The 19821-nt window shown below is 71.9% G+C and carries 21 protein-coding genes; 11 read left to right on the forward strand and 10 right to left on the reverse strand.

The genetic code is table 11. From position 1 onward, the window contains the following. Positions 1–21 precede the first annotated feature (21 nt). From araD to ACGH7X_RS09515, 4 genes are all read right to left on the reverse strand, one after another. Entirely contained in the window at positions 22–1776 is a 1755-nt protein-coding gene (araD, locus tag ACGH7X_RS09500; RefSeq protein ID WP_399883592.1) for an L-arabinonate dehydratase, read from the reverse strand. Next, positions 1773–2681, reverse strand: coding sequence for a dihydrodipicolinate synthase family protein (locus ACGH7X_RS09505; RefSeq protein ID WP_399883595.1), 909 nt, complete (start codon positions 2679–2681; stop codon positions 1773–1775). The genes araD and ACGH7X_RS09505 overlap by 4 nt, the downstream gene beginning before the upstream one ends. Then, positions 2678–3346 (reverse strand): GntR family transcriptional regulator, encoded by a 669-nt coding sequence (locus ACGH7X_RS09510; RefSeq protein WP_399883598.1) that lies wholly within the window; start codon positions 3344–3346, stop codon positions 2678–2680. Before ACGH7X_RS09510 ends, ACGH7X_RS09505 begins: the two co-directional genes overlap by 4 nt. 192 nt (positions 3347–3538) lie before the next feature. Then, on the reverse strand, positions 3539–4138 hold the full coding sequence (locus tag ACGH7X_RS09515) for a TIGR03086 family metal-binding protein (protein WP_399883600.1): 600 nt from the start codon (positions 4136–4138) through the stop codon (positions 3539–3541). Positions 4139–4293: 155 nt separating this feature from the next. Between ACGH7X_RS09515 and ACGH7X_RS09520 the strand changes: the two genes are divergently transcribed. Next, entirely contained in the window at positions 4294–5529 is a 1236-nt protein-coding gene (locus ACGH7X_RS09520) for an MFS transporter (protein ID WP_399883603.1), read from the forward strand. 107 nt (positions 5530–5636) lie between these two features. Here ACGH7X_RS09520 and ACGH7X_RS09525 read toward each other — a convergent pair whose 3' ends face one another. Next, complete coding sequence (locus tag ACGH7X_RS09525; RefSeq protein ID WP_399883606.1) at positions 5637–5954, reverse strand: SDR family oxidoreductase; 318 nt, start codon at positions 5952–5954, stop codon at positions 5637–5639. 63 nt (positions 5955–6017) lie between these two features. On the opposite strand from ACGH7X_RS09525, the gene ACGH7X_RS09530 reads away from it, so the two are divergent. Continuing rightward, positions 6018–6695 carry a hypothetical protein gene (locus ACGH7X_RS09530; RefSeq protein ID WP_399883609.1) on the forward strand — a complete coding sequence of 226 codons (678 nt, stop codon included), beginning with the start codon at positions 6018–6020 and terminating at the stop codon, positions 6693–6695. Between the two features lie 86 nt (positions 6696–6781). On the opposite strand, the gene ACGH7X_RS09535 is transcribed toward ACGH7X_RS09530, so the two are convergent. Next, positions 6782–7570, reverse strand: coding sequence for a methyltransferase domain-containing protein (locus ACGH7X_RS09535; protein WP_399883612.1), 789 nt, complete (start codon positions 7568–7570; stop codon positions 6782–6784). A 28-nt stretch (positions 7571–7598) separates the two neighbouring features. On the opposite strand from ACGH7X_RS09535, the gene ACGH7X_RS09540 reads away from it, so the two are divergent. Continuing rightward, positions 7599–8066: a MerR family transcriptional regulator gene (locus ACGH7X_RS09540; RefSeq protein WP_399883615.1), complete on the forward strand. Its 468-nt coding sequence runs from the start codon at positions 7599–7601 to the stop codon at positions 8064–8066. Here the strand turns inward: ACGH7X_RS09540 and ACGH7X_RS09545 are convergent. The 3 genes from ACGH7X_RS09545 to ACGH7X_RS09555 all read right to left on the reverse strand — a co-directional run bounded on the left by ACGH7X_RS09545 (position 8047) and on the right by ACGH7X_RS09555 (position 10863). Continuing rightward, on the reverse strand, positions 8047–8205 hold the full coding sequence (locus ACGH7X_RS09545) for a hypothetical protein (RefSeq protein WP_399883618.1): 159 nt from the start codon (positions 8203–8205) through the stop codon (positions 8047–8049). The genes ACGH7X_RS09540 and ACGH7X_RS09545 overlap by 20 nt on opposite strands. A gap of 541 nt (positions 8206–8746) precedes the next feature. Next, positions 8747–9916, reverse strand: coding sequence for a hypothetical protein (locus ACGH7X_RS09550; protein WP_399883621.1), 1170 nt, complete (start codon positions 9914–9916; stop codon positions 8747–8749). After that, a complete protein-coding gene (locus ACGH7X_RS09555) occupies positions 9913–10863 on the reverse strand; it encodes a 5-dehydro-4-deoxyglucarate dehydratase (protein WP_399883624.1) in 951 nt (316 codons plus the stop codon). The genes ACGH7X_RS09550 and ACGH7X_RS09555 overlap by 4 nt, the downstream gene beginning before the upstream one ends. 225 nt (positions 10864–11088) lie before the next feature. Here ACGH7X_RS09555 and ACGH7X_RS09560 point away from each other — a divergent pair, with 225 nt between their 5' ends. The 8 genes from ACGH7X_RS09560 (at position 11089) to ACGH7X_RS09595 (ending at position 18917) form a co-directional block, all read left to right on the forward strand. After that, positions 11089–11898: an NAD-dependent epimerase/dehydratase family protein gene (locus ACGH7X_RS09560; protein ID WP_399896884.1), complete on the forward strand. Its 810-nt coding sequence runs from the start codon at positions 11089–11091 to the stop codon at positions 11896–11898. A 272-nt stretch (positions 11899–12170) separates the two neighbouring features. Then, positions 12171–12941 carry a DeoR/GlpR family DNA-binding transcription regulator gene (locus tag ACGH7X_RS09565; protein ID WP_399883627.1) on the forward strand — a complete coding sequence of 257 codons (771 nt, stop codon included), beginning with the start codon at positions 12171–12173 and terminating at the stop codon, positions 12939–12941. A gap of 126 nt (positions 12942–13067) precedes the next feature. Further along, complete coding sequence (locus ACGH7X_RS09570; RefSeq protein WP_399883629.1) at positions 13068–14438, forward strand: ABC transporter substrate-binding protein; 1371 nt, start codon at positions 13068–13070, stop codon at positions 14436–14438. After that, positions 14435–15379 (forward strand): carbohydrate ABC transporter permease, encoded by a 945-nt coding sequence (locus ACGH7X_RS09575; RefSeq protein ID WP_399883632.1) that lies wholly within the window; start codon positions 14435–14437, stop codon positions 15377–15379. The genes ACGH7X_RS09570 and ACGH7X_RS09575 overlap by 4 nt, the downstream gene beginning before the upstream one ends. Then, a complete protein-coding gene (locus tag ACGH7X_RS09580; protein ID WP_399883635.1) occupies positions 15376–16251 on the forward strand; it encodes a carbohydrate ABC transporter permease in 876 nt (291 codons plus the stop codon). Before ACGH7X_RS09575 ends, ACGH7X_RS09580 begins: the two co-directional genes overlap by 4 nt. Further along, positions 16248–17237 carry a zinc-dependent alcohol dehydrogenase family protein gene (locus ACGH7X_RS09585; RefSeq protein ID WP_399883638.1) on the forward strand — a complete coding sequence of 330 codons (990 nt, stop codon included), beginning with the start codon at positions 16248–16250 and terminating at the stop codon, positions 17235–17237. Before ACGH7X_RS09580 ends, ACGH7X_RS09585 begins: the two co-directional genes overlap by 4 nt. Positions 17238–17416: 179 nt before the next feature. Then, the gene (locus ACGH7X_RS09590; protein ID WP_399883641.1) at positions 17417–17638 is read left to right on the forward strand and encodes a hypothetical protein; all 222 of its coding nucleotides are present in this window, start codon (positions 17417–17419) and stop codon (positions 17636–17638) included. An 85-nt stretch (positions 17639–17723) separates the two neighbouring features. After that, on the forward strand, positions 17724–18917 hold the full coding sequence (locus ACGH7X_RS09595; protein WP_399896887.1) for a TerD family protein: 1194 nt from the start codon (positions 17724–17726) through the stop codon (positions 18915–18917). 40 nt (positions 18918–18957) lie between these two features. On the opposite strand, the gene ACGH7X_RS09600 is transcribed toward ACGH7X_RS09595, so the two are convergent. Next, a complete protein-coding gene (locus tag ACGH7X_RS09600) occupies positions 18958–19518 on the reverse strand; it encodes a TetR/AcrR family transcriptional regulator (RefSeq protein WP_399883644.1) in 561 nt (186 codons plus the stop codon). Positions 19519–19821 lie beyond the last annotated feature (303 nt).

A 19821-nucleotide genomic window follows, 5' to 3' on the forward strand; every position in this document is an offset into this window, starting at 1 on the left:
GTGCGCGGAGCTGCCGTGCGGTCAGCCGGCGTAGGGGTCCTGCACCTTGCCGGGGCGGGCCAGGAACTCGAAGTCGCAGCCGGTGTCGGCCTGGGTGATCTGTTCGTTGTAGAGGGCGCCGTAACCCCGTTCGTAGCGGGCGGGCGGCGGTGTCCAGGCGGCCCTGCGGCGCTCCAGCTCCTCGTCGTCCACGTTGAGCCGCAGCGAGCGCGCCTGGACGTCGAGGGTGATCGAGTCGCCGGTGCGCACCAGGGCGAGCGGTCCGCCGACGTACGACTCGGGGGCCACGTGCAGCACGCAGGTGCCGTAACTCGTGCCGCTCATCCGGGCGTCGGAGATCCGGACCATGTCCCGCACGCCCTGCTTGAGCAGGTGGTCGGGGATGGGCAGCATCCCGTACTCGGGCATGCCGGGACCGCCCTTGGGGCCGGCGCCCCGCAGCACGAGCACGCTGTCGGCGGTGATGTTCAGGTCCGGGTCGTTGATGGTGCGCTGCATGGTCCGGTAGTCGTCGAAGACGACTGCGGGGCCGGTGTGCTTGAGCAGGTGGGGCTCGGCGGCGATGTGCTTGATCACGGCGCCGTCCGGGCAGAGGTTGCCCCGCAGTACGGCGACCCCGCCCTCGTCCGCGACGGGGTTGTCGCGGGTCCTGATGACGTCGTCGTGGTGGACGAGGGCGCCGTCGAGCTGTTCCCGCAGGGTGTCGTGGGAGACGGTGGGCCGGTCCAGGTGGAGCAGGTCGGTGATGCGGGAGAGGAAACCGGGCAGTCCGCCGGCGAAGTGGAAGTCCTCCATCAGGTACGTCTGTCCGCCGGGGCGGACGTTGGCCAGCACCGGGACGGTGCGGGCGACGCGGTCGAAGTCGTCGAGGGTGAGGGTGACCCCCGCGCGGCCGGCCATGGCGATCAGGTGGATCACGGCGTTGGTGGAGCCGCCGAGGCCGAGCACGGTGGTGACGGCGTCCTCGAAGGCGTCGGCAGTGAGGATGTCGCTCAGTTTCCGGTCCCGGTGGACCAGTTCCACGATGCGCAGTCCGGCCGCGGCGGCCATCCGGTCGTGCCCGGAGTCGACGGCCGGGATGCTGGAGGCGCCGGGGACCGTGACGCCGAGGGCCTCGGCGGCGGCGGTCAGCGTGGAGGCGGTGCCCATCGTCATGCAGTGGCCGGGCGAGCGGGCCAGGCCGCTCTCCAGTTCCTGCATCTCGCAGTCGCCGATGAGGCCGGCCCGCTTGTCGTCCCAGTACTTCCACATGTCGGTGCCGGAGCCGAGGGTCTCACCGCGCCAGTGCCCGGGGAGCATGGGCCCGGCGGGCACGAAGACCGCCGGGAGGTCGACGCTGGCGGCGCCCATGAGCAGGGCGGGCGTGGACTTGTCGCAGCCGCCCATCAGCACGGCGCCGTCGACCGGGTAGGAGCGCAGCAGCTCCTCGGTCTCCATGGCGAGGAGGTTGCGGTAGAGCATCGGGGTGGGCTTCTGGAAGGTCTCGCTGAGCGTGGAGACCGGGAATTCGAGGGGGAAGCCGCCCGCCTGCCACACGCCCCGCTTGACCGCCTGGGCGCGGTCGCGCAGGTGGACGTGGCAGGGGTTGATGTCGGACCAGGTGTTGAGGATCGCGATGACGGGCTTGCCGAGGTGCTCCTCGGGCAGGTAGCCGAGCTGGCGGGTGCGGGCGCGGTGGCTGAAGGAGCGCAGGCCGTCCGTGCCGTACCACTGGTGGCTGCGGAGCTGCTGCGGCGACTTCCTGGGAGTCGTATGGGGGGTCGTACCGGGGGTCATATGGACCACCCCGCGGCGATGGCGGCGACCTCGGCGCGTTCGCTCTCGGGCAGCGGCTTGCTCGGCGGGCGGACCTCCCGGCGGCACAGGCCCAGGGAGGCGAGGGCCTCCTTGACCACGGTGACGTTGTTGGCGGAGCCGTTGGCGGCGCGCAGTTCCTCGAAGCGGCGGATCTGCTCCCAGACCTTCATGGCGCCCGGGTAGTCGCCGGATCGAAGCGCTTCGATCATGTTCAGCGAAACGGCCGGGGCGACGTTCACCAGGCCCGAGGTGAAGCCGGTGGCGCCCGCGGAGAAGTACGAGGGCGCGTACGGCTCGGCCAGCCCCGCGACCCAGACGAAGCGGTCGAGGCCGGAGTCGCGGGCGAACGCGGCGAACTTGGAGGCGTCCGGGACGGCGTACTTCACGCCGATGACGTTGGGGCAGGCGTCGGCGAGGTCGGCGAGGCGGGCGCCGGTGAGCTGGGCGTTGCGGATGTAGGGCACGACGCCGAGTTCGGGCACGGCCTCGGCGATGGCGCGGTGGTAGTCGACCCAGCCGCCCTGGGAGACGTAGGGGTGGACGGGCTGATGGACCATCACCATCGAGGCGCCCAGGTCGCGGGCGTGCCGGGCGGAGGCCACCGCGGTCGGCACGTCGTGGCCCACGCCCACCAGGATGTCCGCGCGCTCGCCGGCCTCCTCGATCGTCAGCTCGGTGACGAGTCGCCGCTCGGCCGGGTCGAGTGCGTAGAACTCGCCGGTGTTGCCGTTGGGGGTGAGGGTCGTGATGCCACCGTCGAGGAGACGACGCAGCAGGGCCCGGTAGGTGGCGGGGTCGACGGAGCCGTCCTCGGCGAACGGGGTCACCGGGATCGCCACCACGTCGGCCAGGGCCGCCCGCTGGGTCTCGAACGTCGCTGTCATGCCTGACCGTCCTCTTCCTGGGCCGCCGTCCCCGCTTCGGGGAAGGCCCGCTCGACGAAGGACGCGATGTGCGCGTGCAGGGCGCGGGCCGCGCCGTCCGCGTCACCGGCGAGGGCGAGACGCAGGATCTCCTGGTGCTCGCCGGCCTCCCGCTCCCAGGAGGGGTCGGCGGCCCAGGCGACCGCGGAGACGAGCGCCGCCTGGTCGCGGACCTCGTCGAGCATCCGGCCGAGCAGCGGGTTGCCGCACGGCACGTACAGGGCGCGGTGGAACTCCCGGTTGGCCAGCGACCGTTCGGCCGTGTCGGTGGCCCGGTCGGCCCGGGTCAGCGCGTCGCGGGCGGCGTCCAGGGAGGCTTCGCGGCGCACGGCGCGCCTGAGGGCCTCGGGCTCCAGGAGGAGCCGGACGTCGTAGACCTCGCGCGCCATGTCCGCGTCCACCATGCGCACGGTGACGCCCTTGTACTGGCTGTTCACGACCAGTCCGGTACCGGCCAGCGTCTTGAGCGCCTCGCGCACCGGTGTCTTGGACACCCCGAACTGTGCGGCGAGGTCGGTCTCGACCAGGGCCTGGCCGGGCGTCAGCCGGCCGGTGAGGATGCGGCGTTTGATCTCCTCCAGCACGTACTGCGTGCGGGAGGGGATCGGCGTGGGCACAGAGGTCATGCGCGCCTCTCGGAATCTCGCGTCGGATGCGCGGACCTCGGACGTCCGGTGCCTCGGAGGTGAGGCCGGATATCTGATCTCGCGTATCGCGTCTCATATATGACGTACGGAGTACGACGCGTTGAAGGTAAGAGGGGCGCGGAGCCACGTCAATGCTTCTGACAGAGGAAGTTGGGGCGGTGGCCGCCTTCGCTAGGCGGGGCGGGTCCAGCGCGGGTCGCGTCCGCTCAGCCCCACCGCCCGCTCCAGCAGCGGCGCGTCGGCGGGCACGGCGACGACGGGGCCGAACATCCCCTCGTCCCGGTCGGACTCCCCGGCGGCGGCGCTGAGCAGGCCGTACGCCGCTTGGAGGGCGGCCGGGTCGGGGGCGTAGTCCTGGCCGGTCGCGCGGGCCAGGTCCCAGCCGTGGATCACCAGTTCGTCGGCCGTCACGGCGCCGGCGACCTCGCCGGGCAGGTCGATGCCGCCCGCCCGGGTCATACCGGTCCAGGCGTCGGGGTCGCGCCACGCCTGCGCGAGTTCGCCGAGCACCTCGGCGAGGTCCTCGCGCCAGGCGGGCCCGATGTCCGGCACGCTCGCCTCGGGACTGGTGCCGGTGGTGGTGCCCAGGTCCTTGCGCGCGGCGTCGCGGAAGGCGGCGGCCAGGCCGGTCAGATGGCCGAGCAGGTTGCGCACCGCCAGGTCGGGACAGGGCGTCGGGTCCGCGAGCCGCGCGTCGCTCACGCCCTCGGCGAGGCGGGCGAGGATCCGCGTCTGCGGGCCCAGGTCGAGGGTGGTGGTGTCGGCGGTCATCGGCTGCTCCTCGGGGATGTGCGTGGCCTGCTCTCTGAGCCGGCTCTCTGAGAAGGTGGACCGATCGCGCCCGCGAAACTCATCGGCCGCCGGGGCCGCCGGTAGGGCACCTGCCCGATGCCCGTACCCGGGCCTTAGGCCCACGCTGACCAGGTATGACGACAGCGAGGGTGAAAAGATCCGCGGGAACGGGCGATCGCTGCTCGGTCCTCCGTGTCCTGCGCGACCGCGACGCGGGCCTGTATCTCGCCGGGGTGGTGGTGTCCGGTTTCGGCACCTCGGCGCTGTGGCTGGCGGCCGGCGTGTGGGTGAAGGACCTCACCGGCTCGGACGGGCTCGCGGCGCTGTGCATGCTCGCGATGTGGGCGCCGACCCTGGCGGGCCCGGCACTGGGCACCCTGGCGGACCGTGTGCGCCGCAGACCGCTGCTGATCGCCACAAGCCTGCTGATGGCCGGCGTCCTGCTCTCGCTCTGCGCCGTCGGCTCACCGGACACGCTGTGGCTGCTGTTCGCGGTGCTGTTCGTGTACGGCGCGGCGGGCGTCGTCCACGACGCGGCGGAGTCGGCACTCGTCGCCGCCGCCGTCGAACCGGACCTGCTCGGCGACTTCAACGGACTGCGCATGACCGCCAACGAGGGCATGAAGCTCGTGGCGCCCCTGGCCGGAGCGGGCCTCTACGCGGCGTACGGCGGCGCGAGCGTGGCACTGCTGGACGCGGCGACGTTCGTGCTGGCCACGGGCCTGTACGCGGCCCTGCGGGTACGGGAGACGCCGCCGGAGCGACCCGCGTCGAACTGGCGGCGCCGGACCGCCGAGGGCGCCCGGTACCTCTGGGGACACCCCGGGCTGCGCCCACTCGTCCTCGCGGGCGGCGTCACGATGCTGTGCGCGGGCGTCAACGGCGCCACGACCTACGCCGTCGTCGACACCCTCGGCCACTCCCCCACCTACGCCGGCGCCCTGTACGCCGTCCAGGGCGCCGGTTCGGTGCTGGTCGGGCTGCTGGCCGGCCCGGCGCTGCGCCGACTGGGCGGGCGGTGGTTCGCGACCGCCGGGATCGCCCTGTTCGCGGTGGCGGTGACGGCACGGGCGGCGCCGTACGACACCGTGGCCCTGGCCTCCAGCGCGGCGATCGGCGCGGGGCTGCCGGCGGTACTGATCGCCGCCCTGACCCGCGTCCAGCACGCCACGCCGGGCCCGCTGCTGGGCCGGGTGACCGCGACGGCCAACTCCCTCGTCTTCACCCCGAACGTCCTCGGCCTGGCGGCGGGCGCGGCCCTGGTGGAACTGACGGACCTGCGACTGCTGCTGCCGACCATGGGCGCGGTGCTACTGGCGACGGCGCTGACGCTGACACTGACTCCGACCAGCAGACCGGCCGACCAGTGAACGCCGGGGCCACGGCGGACGCGTCGGCCTCCGGCCCGTCCGTCATCCATCCTGCCGGACCCCTGGCGCGACGCGGGCCGACTCCCTCAATCGGCGCCGGCCGGGCATCAGCCGGCCGCCAGGCCCGCATCGACCGGCAGGTCGTGCCCGGTGACGTGCTCCGACACGTCGGAGGCCAGGTACGGGAACGCCTGGGCGACGTCCCCGGGATTGATCAGCACACCGGTCGGGTGCAGCGCGGCCGCCCCCGGTTCGGTGAACATGCCGGCGCCGATCGCCGGGTCGAGCAGCATCGGCCGCCGAGGTGACGACGGCTTGAACGAACGGCGCTTCCCCGTCAGCCCTGCTGATCGAAGAGAGTGCGTGCCGGGCGTCGCCACGGGGGCGAACGTCGCCTGCCGGGGCACCGGAGAGTTCCCGGCCACGCTCTTCCGGACTCCCTTCAGATTTTCGTGACAATCCCCGACGCCCTGCGCGACCCTGTTCGAATGATCACTGATCGGACGCTGGCGACATCCGAGGACATGCACGGCCATCTCGTGGACGAGCTGAACCTCGCGCTCCGCAGGGTGGGCATGTACGGGGACCTGGGAATGAGTATGTGGTTCCTGATCAACCATCTCCTCATCCTCGAGCGCAGGCCCGAGGTGTGGAAGGAGCAGGAGGACCGCTGGGAGCGACAGTGGGTGTGGAGTTCGACGGGAATACGGGGCGTGTTCGCTCGCTACTTCCCGGTCGATCACAAACACGGCGAGTCCTCTGTCTACGCCGAGTTCGTACGCAGGGAGGGCTGGCTCAAGCCCGACCGCGTGCTGAACGCGGAGGCGTACTCCGTACTCCGGGACGAAGTCGGCCGGTGGGCCGAATACGACCGGTCGTGGGCTGACGTCACCGCGGCCTTCGGACCCCCATCGATCCAAATCGGGGGCAACAATCCGCGCTACGGCAAGAGTCTCTGCTACGTGACCGACGATCTCGCACAGCCGATGGTGACCTTCCACATGTGGAACGGCACCGACCCCGGTCTCCAGGACGGGCCAAGTCACGAGGAGCCGCTGCTCCTCGCCGTGCGATGCGGCGACGGCGACTTCGCAGACAGCCTCACCTTCACTCCGCAGGGCCAATCCCGTCGCCCCGAGGGCGACGGCTGGGAGCAGTGCCGCTGACTCCGCAGCCCGCGCGGGCGGGGCGCCCCTGGCAGCAGGCGCAACGCCCGGGCGCCCCCGAAGCGCACACCCTTCAAAGGCCTCGCCTATGGCCGGTCACCCCCGGTTCGGCATCCGGCGGCAACGAAGAACGGAATGGCGATGAGCAAGCGGTCCGCGTCGGCGCGTCGGCGCTGCTCGGCGAGCCACTCGTCGGCCTGGTCACGGCCGACGGCGCCGCTCGTGCAGGCCGGCTCGGCGAGCCTGGTGAGCAGGGACAGCATCTCGGGGTCGGTGAACACGCTGGTGTGCACCTCTACGGTGACGTCGTTGAAGCCGCCGTCCAGGAGCAGATTGCGGTACTGGCGGCCGGCGCGGGGCGTGCCCAGAAGGTCGGCGCGGGCCTGCACGATCGTGCGGGTGAGCGCCGCGTCATCCGAGTCGATCATGAGAGCGTCCCAGTCCTGCCCGACCAGGACGATCCTGCCGCCCGGGCAGAGGATCCGCCGCGCTTCCGCCACCGCGCGCCCCGGCTCCTGAAGTACGTGGAAAACCTTGTCGGCACGGTAGCCGCGCACGCTTCCGTCGGCGAACGGCAGATCCTCCGCGCCCGCCTCCCGGAACTCGGCCGCCGACCATCGTTCCCGGGCCGCGCCCAGCATCCACGGGTCGGGATCCACGCCCACCGCGTGAACGCCGCGTCCGGCCAGCTCCGCGACGGCGCGTCCGGCACCGCAGCCGACATCCACGACAGTCGAGTCCGGGACCAGGGAGAGCAGTTCGTAGGAGCGGGCCCGCAGCCGAGTGGCGCTCGGCATCCGGTCCGCAGCGTCGAGGACGGACAGCAGTGCCTTGGTGTCGCGGTGCTTTTCCACCGCTTCCTGGTTCTTGGCCATGGACGCCAGGCTGCGACTTAATGTCGGCATGAAGTCAAGCGGAGACAGCGGCGCAAGCGCGATGAGCATCGGCGCCCTCGCGGGACGGTTCGGTCTGGCCACGCACGTCCTGCGGCATTGGGAGTCGATGGGCTTGCTGCACCCCGTACGGGACGCGGGCGGACGTCGCCGCTACGGTGCGGGCGACCTCACCCGCGTGGCGACGATCCTCATATTGAAGGAGGCCGGCCTCGGCCTGGGCGCCATCAGGAGCCTGTCCGCCACGGTCGACCGCGCTGCCCGGCACGAGATCCTGCGGGCCGAGGCCGAGGACCTGCGATCGAGAATTGCCGCGGCCCGGGCCTCATTGGAGCTCATCGAGGGCGGCCTGCACTGCGAGTACGAGGACATCACCGAGTGCCCGAACTACCGGCGGCGCATCGCCGAGCACATCGGCTCCCAAGCGCCGTGCCAGGGCCTGACGACGCGGGAGCCGACTACACCGCGAGCCCGGTGACCTTGGCCAGGAAGTCGGCGTTCGCGGCCACGTCGTGACCGAGGACGACCGAGTGGTGCGGCAGCTCCGCCAAGCACCGGGCGACGTTCTCGCGGGCGGCCACGGTGCCACCGCCTTCGACCCCGAGAAGCCCGAACACGTCCGGGTCTTTGTCGGGTGCAGCACCTCGCCTGCCTCCAGGCGCTCCCGGGCGGTCTCGGACCAGCCCAGCGCCTCCAGCAGGCCGAGGCCGACGGCCGCCGCCGAGGGCCAGGGCAGGACGTCCACGCCGCCCCGCTCGCCGGGCCGGACGAACACGCGGTCGTTGGCGAGCAGGCCGAGCGCGTGACGGGAGGCCGGGGCGAGAGCGGTCGTCGTCTTGCCCGCGCCCTTGCCGTCGAACGTCAGGACCGTGCGCCCTTCCTGGACGACGGCCGAGGCGTGCAGCAACGCCCAGCCGTCCCGCAGCGGCAGGCCCCGCAAGCCGCCTGGACGCCCTGGCCGCCACCAGCGCCCCGCCGACAACCTGCCCGACCGCCCCGGCGCCGATGACGCCGACCGATGGCACGAGGCGGAAGCCACGTGGAGCACCGCACCGGCGGTGTCCACCTTGAGCACACCCACGCACAGTGCCCACACGGGGGTGCGAGCACCGCGTGCGCCTTGCCAACGAAGGTCAGCCGCCCCGCGGCCTGCCGCGCTCACCGCCCCGCGAGCGCCGACCTCACCGCCTCCAGGTCGCCGTCCGACGCCAGCCCGGCGTGATACAGCCGCAGTTCCGTCGCGCCCAGGTCGCGGGCCCGGGCGGCGTCGGCCGCGAGGGTGTGCGGGCTGCCGCCCATGCCGGCGACCACGGTGAGGTTGGCGGCGAGGACGGAGTCGGCGCGGTTCTGTTCGGCGAAGGGTGTCAGCAGGCCCGCGCCGCCCGTGCAGGGCACGACCACGCCGTCCGCGACGGAGAGGATGTGGGCGGGGTCGACGCCGGCGTTGGCGCCGCAGTGGTACGAGACGGGGTCGGCGTGCAGCAGGATCTGGAAGCCGTCGGGCGCGGCGGCGCGGACCGCCGAGACTGCCGTCTCCTGGAGGGTGCGGGCGGTGTCGTCCCGCCACGCGCGTGTGGCGTTCGCCTTCGCCTCGCCCAGCAGCTTCTCCACCCCCGGCCAGCCTCCGTCCGAGGGCACCGCGCCCCGCCACACCGGCTCCAGCGCGGCGCGTACGGCGGCGGCCAGTTCGTCGGGGTCGAGGCCCCGGCCGTCGTATCCCGAACGGCAGTCGGGGCAGAAGCACAGCGACATCAGGTACTGCCCGGCGTCCCCGAGGCCGACTCCGCCGATCTTGTCGTGGGCGTGCAGGTGGGCGAGGCCGTACCAGCCGAGGGACTCCAGTTCGGTGCCGCGCGCCCCGGGGCGCACCGCAGCCTCGGCGGCCAGGTCGGTGAGGTACGCGCGCGTGGCGGGCTGCGCGACGCAGGGCGCCCAGGGGTAGCGGTCGCCGTAGGTGTTGACGACGCAGGTGTGGGGGTGCTCCGCGCCGAGGCGGGAGTTGTGGGCGAGGACGACCCAGGTGTGCACGTCGAGGCCGGCGTCCGCGAGGGCGGCGGCGGCCTCGCCGTACGCGTCGCCGGGCGCCCAGTCGCCGGCCTCGTACGGGCGGGGCGTACGGCCCTGCCAGCGGGCGGTGTCCGGTGGGTAGAGGACGGCGGCGTGTTCGGCGGTGACGACGCGGTGGCGCGGGTGGCGCGGGGTGAGGGCGCGGGTGGAGTGGTAGGCGGCGGCGAGCGTCACCTGCGCCACGCCGAGGTCCGCGACGCGCGCGGGGGCTTCCGGGTCGCCGTTGACGTCCCAGGGGTAGACGAACGCCGACGCCTTCACCGGGCCTCCTCCGCGTCGAGCAGCGCGTAGCCCCGGTCGATGATCTGGGCGAGCTGCTTCACATGGTCCTCGGCCGGTTCCTGGAGCGGCGTGCGCACCTCGCCCACGTCCAGGCCGCGCAGCCGTACACCCGCCTTGACCAGGGCGACGGCGTATCCGCGGCCTTGGTCGCGCAGTTCCACGAAGGGCCGGTAGAAGCCGTCCAGCAGACGGTGCACCGTGGCCTCGTCGCCCGTGCGCAGCGCCCGGTGGAAGGCGAGGGCGATCTCGGGGGCGAAGCAGAACGCGGCGGACGAGTAGAGGGTGACGCCCAGGGCGCGGTAGGCGAGCTGGGTCTGCTCGGCGGTCGGCAGGCCGTTGAAGTAGAGGAAGTCGTCGCCGGGCAGCGCGGTGCGCACCGCGCTGATGATCCGCTGCATGAGGTCGAGGTCGCCGAGCCCGTCCTTGAGGCCGACGATGCCGTCCGTGCGGGCCAGTTCGACCACGCTCCGGGGGGTGAAAACGGCGTTGTCGCGCTGGTAGACGACGACGGGCAGGGCGGTCGCGGCGGCCACCTCCCGGTAGTGCCGCACCAGTCCCTGCTGCCCGGCGACCACCAGGTAGGGCGGCATGGCGAGCAGCCCGTCGGCCCCGGCCTGTTCGGCGAGGCGGGCGTAGCGCACCGCGAGGGCGGTGCCGTAGCCCGCGCCGGCCAGGACGGGCACCCGTCCCGCGGTCTCCTCGACGGCGGCCCGGACGCAGGCCTCGAACTCCTCGGGCGTGAGGGCGTGGAACTCGCCGGTGCCGCAGCAGGCGAACACGGCGGCGGCCCCGGCCTCGACCCCGCGGCGCACATGCGTGCGGTAGACCTCGAGGTCGAGGGCGCCGTCGGGGCCGTACGCGGTGACGGGGAAGAACAGCGGCCCGCGGGGGGCGGTGAGCCGGCTGGCGAGAGGGGCTGAGGTCACGGGCGCTCCCCATTCCATGTCCATGGTGTCATTCATGGTCGTCGTCATATGCATGATCTGCGTCTATATTTCTGAACGCAACCACGCTAAGCCGCCCCGCGAGCACCGTCAAGCAGGCGCCACCCCTTGACGCGTGACCACCCGTTCCTTACCGTGTCCACACATATGAACGCCAGGCAAGCATCAGCACGGCTGCCGCTTCAGGAGACCCAGGAGATCCCGAGGATGCCCGCTCCCCGCACCGTCCTGCTCACCGGCGCCGCCGGCGGCCTCGGCACCCTGATGCGGGACCTGCTCCCCGACCACGGCTACGCGCTGCGCCTGCTCGACCTGCGTCCCATCGAGGGCGAGCCGGACGCGATCGTCGCCGACCTCGCCGACCGGGACGCCCTGCGCGAGGCGGTCCGGGGCGTCGACGCGATCATCCACCTCGCGGGCATCTCCCTGGAAGCCTCTTTCGAGAAGATCCTCGCGGCGAACATCGAGGGCACGTACAACCTGTACGAGGCCGCCCGCGAGGAGGGCGTCGGCCGTATCGTCTTCGCCTCCTCCAACCACGCCGTCGGCTACACGCCGCGCCCGCGGGGCGACGACCCCCTCATCCCGATCGACACCCCGAGGCGCCCGGACACCTTCTACGGACTGTCCAAGTGCTTCGGCGAGGACCTCGCCCAGCTCTACTGGGACAAGCACGGCATCGAGACCGTCTCCGTCCGCATCGGCTCCTGCTTCCCGGAGCCGACCAGCGTGCGCATGCTCTCGGTGTGGATGAGCCCCGCCGACGGCGCCCGCCTCTTCCACGCCGCCCTCACCGCGGAGAACGTCGGGCACACCGTGGTCCACGGCTCCTCCGCCAACACCCGCCTGTGGTGGGACCTCACCTCCGCGCGGGCGCTCGGTTACGAACCGCGGGACGACTCCGAGCCGTACGCCGGCAAGCTCGTCGCCGAGCAGGGCGAGCTGGACCCGGACGACCCGGCGCACGCCCGCCTGGGCGGCCACTTCGTGACCGACCCCCCGATCTGGCCGTACTGACCGGAACACGACCCCACAAGAAGCGGACGGGCACCGAACGGGCCCGTCCGCTTCCGCATGCGGGCATCCGCACTGCCCGTTCTCACCCCGCCCCGCGCTGCGCCCCAGGTCCGAGACGGGCACCCGACGCCGGAAACGGGCGCACACGGGCAGTATCGGGTCCGCAACAGGCCTGGTCAGTGCCGCGTGGCCGCTGTAGAACTTCCCCCAAGGGTCACACGGGCCCGAACGGGCAACCACACGGCGACGAGGCGGTGAGGCAGGTGTTCGGCATGGGCACGAGGACGGCGGAGGAACGCCAACGCGAGATCGTGCGGGTCGCCCGCGCCACCGGATCGGTCGACGTCACCGCGCTCGCCGCCGAACTGGGCGTCGCCAAGGAGACCGTACGACGGGATCTGCGCGCCCTGGAGGACCACGGCCTGGTCCGCCGCACCCACGGCGGCGCCTACCCCGTGGAGAGCGCCGGTTTCGAGACCACCCTCGCCTTCCGCGCCACCAGCCACGTGCCCGAGAAGCGCCGGATCGCCACCGCCGCCGTCGAACTGCTCGGCGACGCGGAGACGGTCTTCGTCGACGAGGGCTTCACCCCCCAGCTCATCGCCGAGGCCCTGCCCCGGGACCGTCCGCTGACCGTGGTCACCGCGTCCCTGCCGGTCGCCGGCGCACTGGCCGAGGCCGGCGACACCTCCGTCCTGCTGCTCGGCGGCCGGGTCCGCTCGGGCACCCTGGCCACCGTCGACCACTGGACGACGAAGATGCTGGCCGGCTTCGTCATCGACCTGGCGTACATCGGCGCCAACGGCATCTCCCGCGAGCACGGCCTCACCACCCCCGACCCCGCGGTCAGCGAGGTCAAGGCACAGGCCATCCGGGCCGCCCGCCGCACGGTGTTCGCGGGCGCGCACACCAAGTTCGGAGCGGTGAGCTTCTGCCGGTTCGCGGAGGTCGGCACCCTGGAGGCCATCGTCACCAGCACGCTGCTGCCCACGGCCGAGGCCCACCGCTACTCGCTGCTCGGGCCGCAGGTCATCCGCGTCTGACCACCCAACCCGCTCCCCGCAAGACGCAGCACCCACGTCACCCCCAGACCCAGACCCAGACCCGCACACACTCCACACCCGCACCCCTCATTGCCCCATACCTCCCCATATCTTCAGGAGCGATCCATGCGAACCCAGAGCCGACGGAGGCCGCGAGCCACGCTCGCCATGGCCGCCGCAGGGACGCTGCTCGCCCCGCTGCTCACCGGCTGCTGGGTCGGGGCGGGCGGCGCCGGATCCGGCGGCAACGCCATCAACGTCCTGATGGTCAACAACCCGCAGATGGTCGAGTTGCAGAAGCTCACCGCCGACCACTTCACCAAAGAGACCGGCATCAAGGTGAACTTCACCGTCCTGCCGGAGAACGACGTCCGCGACAAGATCAGCCAGGACTTCGCCAACCAGGCCGGCCAGTACGACGCCGCCACCCTCTCCAACTACGAGATACCGATCTACGCCCGCAACGAGTGGCTCCAGCCGATGGACTCCTACGTCGCCAAGGACCCCGCGTACGACGAGAAGGACATCCTGGGGCCGATGCGCGAGTCCCTCACGGGCGACGACGGCAAGCTCTACGGCCAGCCCTTCTACGGCGAGTCGTCCTTCCTGATGTACCGCAAGGACCTGTTCGCCAAGGCGGGCCTGACCATGCCCGAGCACCCCACCTGGACGCAGGTGGCCGGCTTCGCCGAGAAGCTCGACGGGTCCGAGCCCGGCATGAAGGGCATCTGCCTGCGCGGACTGCCCGGCTGGGGCGAGCTGATGGCACCGCTGACGACGGTCGTGAACACCTTCGGCGGCACCTGGTTCGACAAGGACTGGCAGGCCCGTCTCGACTCCCCCGAGTGGGAGAAGGCGACGAAGTTCTATGTCGACCTCGTCCGTGAGCACGGCGAGTCCGGCGCCGCCCAGTCCGGCTTCGCGGAGTGCCTGAACAACATGACGCAGGGCAAGGTCGCCATGTGGTACGACGCCACCTCGGCGGCCGGCTCCCTGGACGCCGCGAAGTCCCCGGTCAAGGGCAAGGTCGGCTACGCACCGGCCCCCGTGGAGAAGACGGACTCCGCCGGCTGGCTCTACACCTGGGCCTGGGGCATCCAGAAGGCCTCCCGCAACGCCGACAAGGCCTGGAAGTTCGTCTCCTGGGCGTCCAGCAAGGAGTACGAGCAGCTCGTCGGCGACGAGTTCGGCTGGTCCAACGTCCCGGCCGGCAAGCGCGCCTCGACGTACGAGAACCCGGACTACGTCAAGGAGGCCGCCGCCTTCCAGGAGATGACCCGGGAGGCCATCGAGGGCGCGAAGCCCAAGGACCCCGGCGTGCAGCCGCGGCCGGCGCCCGGTATCCAGTTCGTCGGCATCCCCGAGTTCACCGACCTCGGTACCAAGGTCTCCCAGGAGATCAGCGCGGCCATCGCCGGACGTCAGTCCGTCGAGGAGGCCCTGAAGAAGTCCCAGCAGCTCGCCGAGAAGATCTCCGAGGAGTACGAGGGACGATGACCGCCACGACAACGGCCCCCTCGGCCGCACCCGACCACGTACGCCCCACCGTCCGCCCGCCGTCCAACCGGCTGCGCGCCTGGGCCACCCGCGCCCCCCTCCTCCCCGCCCTGATCTTCATGATCGTGGTGACCCAGCTGCCCTTCGTGGCGACCCTGGTGATCTCCTTCTTCGACTGGAACGCCCTCTACCCGGACGCCCGCAGCTTCACCGGTTTCGCCAACTACGGCGACGTCCTCGGCGACGCGGCCCTGCGCAAGTCGGTGTGGACGACGATCCTGCTCACCGTGGCGGTGGTCCTGGTCAGCCTGATCCTCGGCCTGGCCCTCGCCCTGCTGCTCGACCGGAGGTTCAAGGGCCGGGGCGTGGTCCGCACCCTGCTGATCGCCCCGTTCCTCGTCGTCCCGGTGGCCGCTGCCCTGCTGTGGAAGCACGTCCTCTACAACCCCGAATACGGCCTGCTCAACGGGCTGTTGCACTACGTCGGCGGACCGCAGCCGGACTGGATCTCCAACACCCCGCTGCTCGCGGTCGAGGCCTCACTGGTGTGGCAGTGGACGCCCTTCATGATGCTCATCCTGCTGGCCGGACTGCAGAGCCGCGACCAGCAGCAGATCGAGGCCGCCCGGGTGGACGGCGCGAGCGACTGGCAGATCTTCGTCCACCTCACCCTCCCCCACCTGCGCCGCTACCTGGAACTGGGCGCGCTGCTCGGCTCGATCTACATCGTGCAGAACTTCGACGCGGTCTTCACGATCACGTCCGGCGGCCTGGGCACGGCCAACCTGCCCTACACCGTCTACCAGAGCTTCTACCAGGCCCACGAGAACGGCCTCGCCTCGGCCGCGGGCGTCCTGGTCGTCATCGGCTCGATCATCATCGCCACCTTCGCGCTGCGCGTGGTGTCGTCCCTGTTCCGCGAGGAGGTTGGCCGCGCATGAGTGCCACCGCCGTACGACCCGCCGCCACCGGCCCCAAGCCCGTACGAGCCCGCCGCAAGGCGGGCGCCGGCCTGGGCCTGGTCGCCTGGCTGGTCGGCATCGTCTTCTTCCTGCCCGTCGCGTGGATGGCGCTGACCTCCTTCCACTCGGAGTCGGACGCGGCCACCAACCCGCCGTCCTTCGCGGCGTCGCTGACGCTGGACGGCTACCGCGAGTTCTTCGGCGCGGGCGGCGGCGCGAGCCCCTGGCCTGCGCTGGTCAACTCCGCGGTGGCGTCGATCGCCTCGACCCTGTTCGTCCTCGTCCTGGCCCTGCCCGCCGCGTACGCCCTGTCCATCCGCCCGGTGAAGAAGTGGACCGACGTCCTGTTCTTCTTCCTGTCCACCAAGATGCTGCCGGTGGTGGCGGGCCTGCTGCCGATCTACCTGTTCGCCAAGAACACGGACATGCTGGACAACATCTGGCTGCTGGTCATCCTCTACACCTCCATGAACCTGCCGATCGCGGTCTGGATGATGCAGTCCTTCCTGGCCGAGGTCCCGGTCGCGATCATCGAGGCGGCCCGGGTGGACGGCGCGAAACTGCCGACGATCCTGGTCCGGGTGGTCGCCCCCATCGCCCTGCCCGGCATAGCCGCGACATCGCTCATCTGCTTCATCTTCAGCTGGAACGAACTGCTCTTCGCCCGGGTGCTGACGGGCGTGGTCGCCGAGACCGCCCCCGTCTTCCTGACCGGCTTCATCACCAGCCAGGGCCTCTTCCTGGCCAAGGTGTGCGCCGCGTCGCTCGTCATCTCCCTGCCGGTGCTCGCCGCGGGGTTCGCCGCCCAGGACAAACTGGTCCAGGGCCTGTCGTTGGGAGCCGTGAAATGAAGGCCGCCGTCATCGAGTCCGTGGGCCGCGCCGTCGTCACCGAGGTCCCGGACCCGACGCCAGGACCCCGCGAGGTCGTCGTCGAGGTCGCCGCCTGCGGCCTGTGCGGCACCGACCTGCACATCCTCCAGGGCGAGTTCGCGCCCAAGCTCCCGATCGTGCCGGGCCACGAGTTCGCCGGGGAGGTGGTCGGCGTCGGCGCCCAGGTCACGGAGGTGGCGGTCGGCGACCAGGTGGCCGTCGACCCCTCCCTCTACTGCTACGAGTGCCGCTACTGCCGCACCGGCCACAACAACCTCTGCGAGCGCTGGGCGGCCATCGGCGTGACGACGGCGGGCGGCGCGGCGCAGTTCGCGGTGGCACCGGTCGCGAACTGCGTGAAGCTCCCCGAGCACGTCCGCACCCAGGACGCGGCCCTGATCGAGCCGCTCTCCTGCGCCGTCCGCGGCTACGACGTCCTCCAGTCCCGCCTCGGCGCCCACGTCCTGATCTACGGCTCCGGCACGATGGGCCTGATGATGCTGGAGCTCGCCAAGCGCACCGGCGCGGCCAGCGTCGACATGGTCGACCTCAACCCGGCCCGCCTGGAAACGGCCCGCGGCCTCGGCGTCACGGCCTCCGCCGCCACCCCGGACGAACTGGACCGCCCCCAGGGCTGGGACCTCGTCATCGACGCGACCGGCAACGCGGCGGCCATCCAGGACGGCCTGGACCGCGTCGCCAAGGCCGGCACGTTCCTCCAGTTCGGCGTCGCCGACTACGCGACCCGCGTCCAGATCGACCCGTACCGCATCTACAACCAGGAGATCACCATCACGGGTTCGATGGCCGTCCTCCACAGCTACGAACGCGCCGCCGAACTCTTCGCCAACGGCGTCCTCGACCCCGACGTCTTCATCAGCGACCGCATCGAACTGGACCGCTACCCGCAAGCCCTGGAGCAGTTCGCGGCGGGCGTGGGCCGCAAGATCGTGGTCGTGCCGTAACGCTGTCCAGCCAACGCCCGGCACACCCAGCCCGTCCGGCGCTTGAGGACAAGGCCCGTGCAGGGCCGAAGGCGGGGGTCCGGGGGCGGCGGCCCCCAGGGACGGGACGGGAAAAGGGAAGGGGTGGCGGGGCGAAAACCCGATGGGCCACGCCACCCCGCCCCCCGTACAGTCCCCCCATGCCCAGACCCCACGGCTTCGCCTACACGGCTCACGACAACGGCACCGTCCACATCACCCACCACAACCACCCCGCCACCACCCTCAACGGCGCCCGAGCCGCCCGCTTCCTCGAAGAGGTCACGGCAGGCGACCCCCAGCTGGTCATGGCCCGCTGGACCGGAAACTACAAGCACGGCAACGAACGCACCGCCCGAAACCACCCCCGAAACCGCCGCTGACCGGGTGGGACACGACCCCGACCCGATTGGCCGCCGGGTAAGGGAACGGTAAAACGCCCTCGCTCGTTCACCCGGCATGACAGCTATGACCCCCGGCTCGAACATCCCCCTCTCCGCCGCCCGCGTGACGGTGGACGTCGCCGCGCCCGTGCGGCTCGACGTATCGGGCCTGCTGCTCACCGCCGACGGCAAGGTGCGCTCCGACGACGACTTCATCTTCTACAACCAGCCCACCGGCCAGGGCGTGACCTACCGCTCCGGCGGCGGCGCCGCCCCGGACGCGATCGTGGTCGACACCTCGGCCGTCCCGCCGGGCATCGAGAAGATCGTCGTCACCGCCAGCCCGGACGCCGCCGGCCAGACCTTCCAGGGCATCGAGCCGACCGCCACCATCCGCAACGCGGACGACAACTCCGTACTCGCCACCTTCACGCCCCCGCAGCTGGGCACCGAGACCGCCCTGGTGATCGTCGAGGTCTACCTGCGCAACGGCGCCTGGAAGGCCCGCGCGGTCGGCCAGGGCTACTCCAACGGCCTCGCCGGCATCGCGACGGACTTCGGCGTCACGGTGGAGGAGCCGGCGGCCCCCGCCCAGGCGGCGCCCCCGCCCCGGGCCCAGGCGGCCACGCCTCCCCCGCCCGCCGCCGCGCCCACGATGCCCGCCGCTCCGCCCGCCCCGCCGGCGCCCGCCCCGGGGTCCGGCAAGATCAACCTCGACAAGGGCCGGGTCAGCCTCCAGAAGAACCAGACGGTGTCCCTGGTCAAGGGCGGCCGGCCGGTGCTGTCGCAGGTCAAGATGGGCCTCGGCTGGGAGCCGGCGTACCGCGGCAAGGACATCGACCTGGACGCGTCGGTCATCGCCTACGGCCCGCAGCGCAACCACATCGACAGCTGCTACTTCGGCAAGCTCTCGATCGTGAACGGCGCGATCAAGCACTCGGGCGACAATCTGACCGGCGAGGGCGGCGGCGACGACGAGGTGATCGTCGTCGACCTCGGCCGGCTCCCGCAGGAGGTCAGCGGCCTGGTCTTCACGGTGAACTCGTTCTCGGGCCAGAAGTTCACCGAGGTCGCCAAGGCCTACTGCCGCCTCGTCGACGCCGCGAGCGGCGAGGAGCTGGTCCGCTTCGACCTCACCAGCGCCGAGCCGCAGACCGGCGTGATGATGGCCAAGCTGATCCGCCAGTTCTCGGGCGAGTGGGAGATGACCGCCATCGGCGACTTCGTCAAGTCCCGCACGGTCCGCGGCATGGTGAAGCCGGCGGCCCAGGCACTGTAGGGGACCGGACGGCAAGAGGGCGTCCGGACAGCCGGGCGCCCTACGCCGGCGTCAGCCCCTCCATGAGCAGCGCCAGATACCGCCGGGCGGCCGTCCCGTCCACCTCGTCGGCGGACTCGCACGCCGTCACCACCCCGTGCACCAGCCGCAGCACCTCGATCGGCTCCACGTCGCGGCGCAGGGCGCCGGCGTCCTGCGCCGCCCGCACCAGTCGCGCCGCCGCGCCGCGCACACAGTCGCCGCACGCGGGAGCGCCACGGGTGACGGCCGTACCGAGCAGCGCCTTCAGCCCGCGCGCCTGCAGCATCCCGACGGCCAGCTCGTCGAGCCACGCGACGAGCGCCGCACCCGGCGGCAGGGCGCCGGCGATCGCGTCGGCACGGGCCGCGACCGCTTCGACGCGCTCGAGGTAGACGGCCTCCAACAGCGCCTGCCGCGTGGGGAAGTGCCGGTACAAGGTGCCGACCCCGACCCCCGCACGCCGGGCGATGTCGTCCAGCGCCGCCCCCGCACCGCGCTCCGCGAACACCTCCGCGGCCACCCGGAGCAACCGCTCACGATTGCGTCGGGCGTCCGCACGCAAAGGCCTGACCTGCGCCATCGCCACTCCCTGCCCGCCGGGCAACCTTCCGGGCACCCTACCCCGCGCGCCGCCGGCTCAGACCGCCCAGGGCCAGTCGGCGTCCCGTACGCGAGCAGCTCACCGGGACGCCGGAGGACCGAAGCGACCAAGTGCCAGGTGGCGGGACCGTTCCACTTCTCCCAGCCGGCTAGGCAGTACGTGCGCCCAGCCAGACCTCCTGGTACCGGCGGCTCTGCCTCTGCTGTCCTCTGAGCAGGACGAGGGCTTGCCTGACCCGCCAGTCCGGACGGCCGTCCTCTTTCGTGGCGCTGACCGCGCCGG

The sequence above is a fragment of the Streptomyces sp. BBFR51 genome (genome assembly GCF_044591655.1).
GTDB lineage: Bacteria > Actinomycetota > Actinomycetes > Streptomycetales > Streptomycetaceae > Streptomyces.

Coding starts and splice junctions, on each gene's coding strand:
- araD (WP_399883592.1), bottom strand. CDS start 1,776: ATGACCCCCGGTACGACCCCCCATACGACTCCCAGGAAGTCGCCGCAG.
- ACGH7X_RS09505 (WP_399883595.1), bottom strand. CDS start 2,681: ATGACAGCGACGTTCGAGACCCAGCGGGCGGCCCTGGCCGACGTGGTG.
- ACGH7X_RS09510 (WP_399883598.1), bottom strand. CDS start 3,346: ATGACCTCTGTGCCCACGCCGATCCCCTCCCGCACGCAGTACGTGCTG.
- ACGH7X_RS09515 (WP_399883600.1), bottom strand. CDS start 4,138: ATGACCGCCGACACCACCACCCTCGACCTGGGCCCGCAGACGCGGATC.
- ACGH7X_RS09520 (WP_399883603.1), top strand. CDS start 4,294: ATGACGACAGCGAGGGTGAAAAGATCCGCGGGAACGGGCGATCGCTGC.
- ACGH7X_RS09530 (WP_399883609.1), top strand. CDS start 6,018: ATGATCACTGATCGGACGCTGGCGACATCCGAGGACATGCACGGCCAT.
- ACGH7X_RS09535 (WP_399883612.1), bottom strand. CDS start 7,570: ATGGCCAAGAACCAGGAAGCGGTGGAAAAGCACCGCGACACCAAGGCA.
- ACGH7X_RS09540 (WP_399883615.1), top strand. CDS start 7,599: ATGAAGTCAAGCGGAGACAGCGGCGCAAGCGCGATGAGCATCGGCGCC.
- ACGH7X_RS09560 (WP_399896884.1), top strand. CDS start 11,089: ATGCCCGCTCCCCGCACCGTCCTGCTCACCGGCGCCGCCGGCGGCCTC.
- ACGH7X_RS09565 (WP_399883627.1), top strand. CDS start 12,171: ATGGGCACGAGGACGGCGGAGGAACGCCAACGCGAGATCGTGCGGGTC.
- ACGH7X_RS09570 (WP_399883629.1), top strand. CDS start 13,068: ATGCGAACCCAGAGCCGACGGAGGCCGCGAGCCACGCTCGCCATGGCC.
- ACGH7X_RS09575 (WP_399883632.1), top strand. CDS start 14,435: ATGACCGCCACGACAACGGCCCCCTCGGCCGCACCCGACCACGTACGC.
- ACGH7X_RS09580 (WP_399883635.1), top strand. CDS start 15,376: ATGAGTGCCACCGCCGTACGACCCGCCGCCACCGGCCCCAAGCCCGTA.
- ACGH7X_RS09585 (WP_399883638.1), top strand. CDS start 16,248: ATGAAGGCCGCCGTCATCGAGTCCGTGGGCCGCGCCGTCGTCACCGAG.
- ACGH7X_RS09590 (WP_399883641.1), top strand. CDS start 17,417: ATGCCCAGACCCCACGGCTTCGCCTACACGGCTCACGACAACGGCACC.
- ACGH7X_RS09595 (WP_399896887.1), top strand. CDS start 17,724: ATGACCCCCGGCTCGAACATCCCCCTCTCCGCCGCCCGCGTGACGGTG.
- ACGH7X_RS09600 (WP_399883644.1), bottom strand. CDS start 19,518: ATGGCGCAGGTCAGGCCTTTGCGTGCGGACGCCCGACGCAATCGTGAG.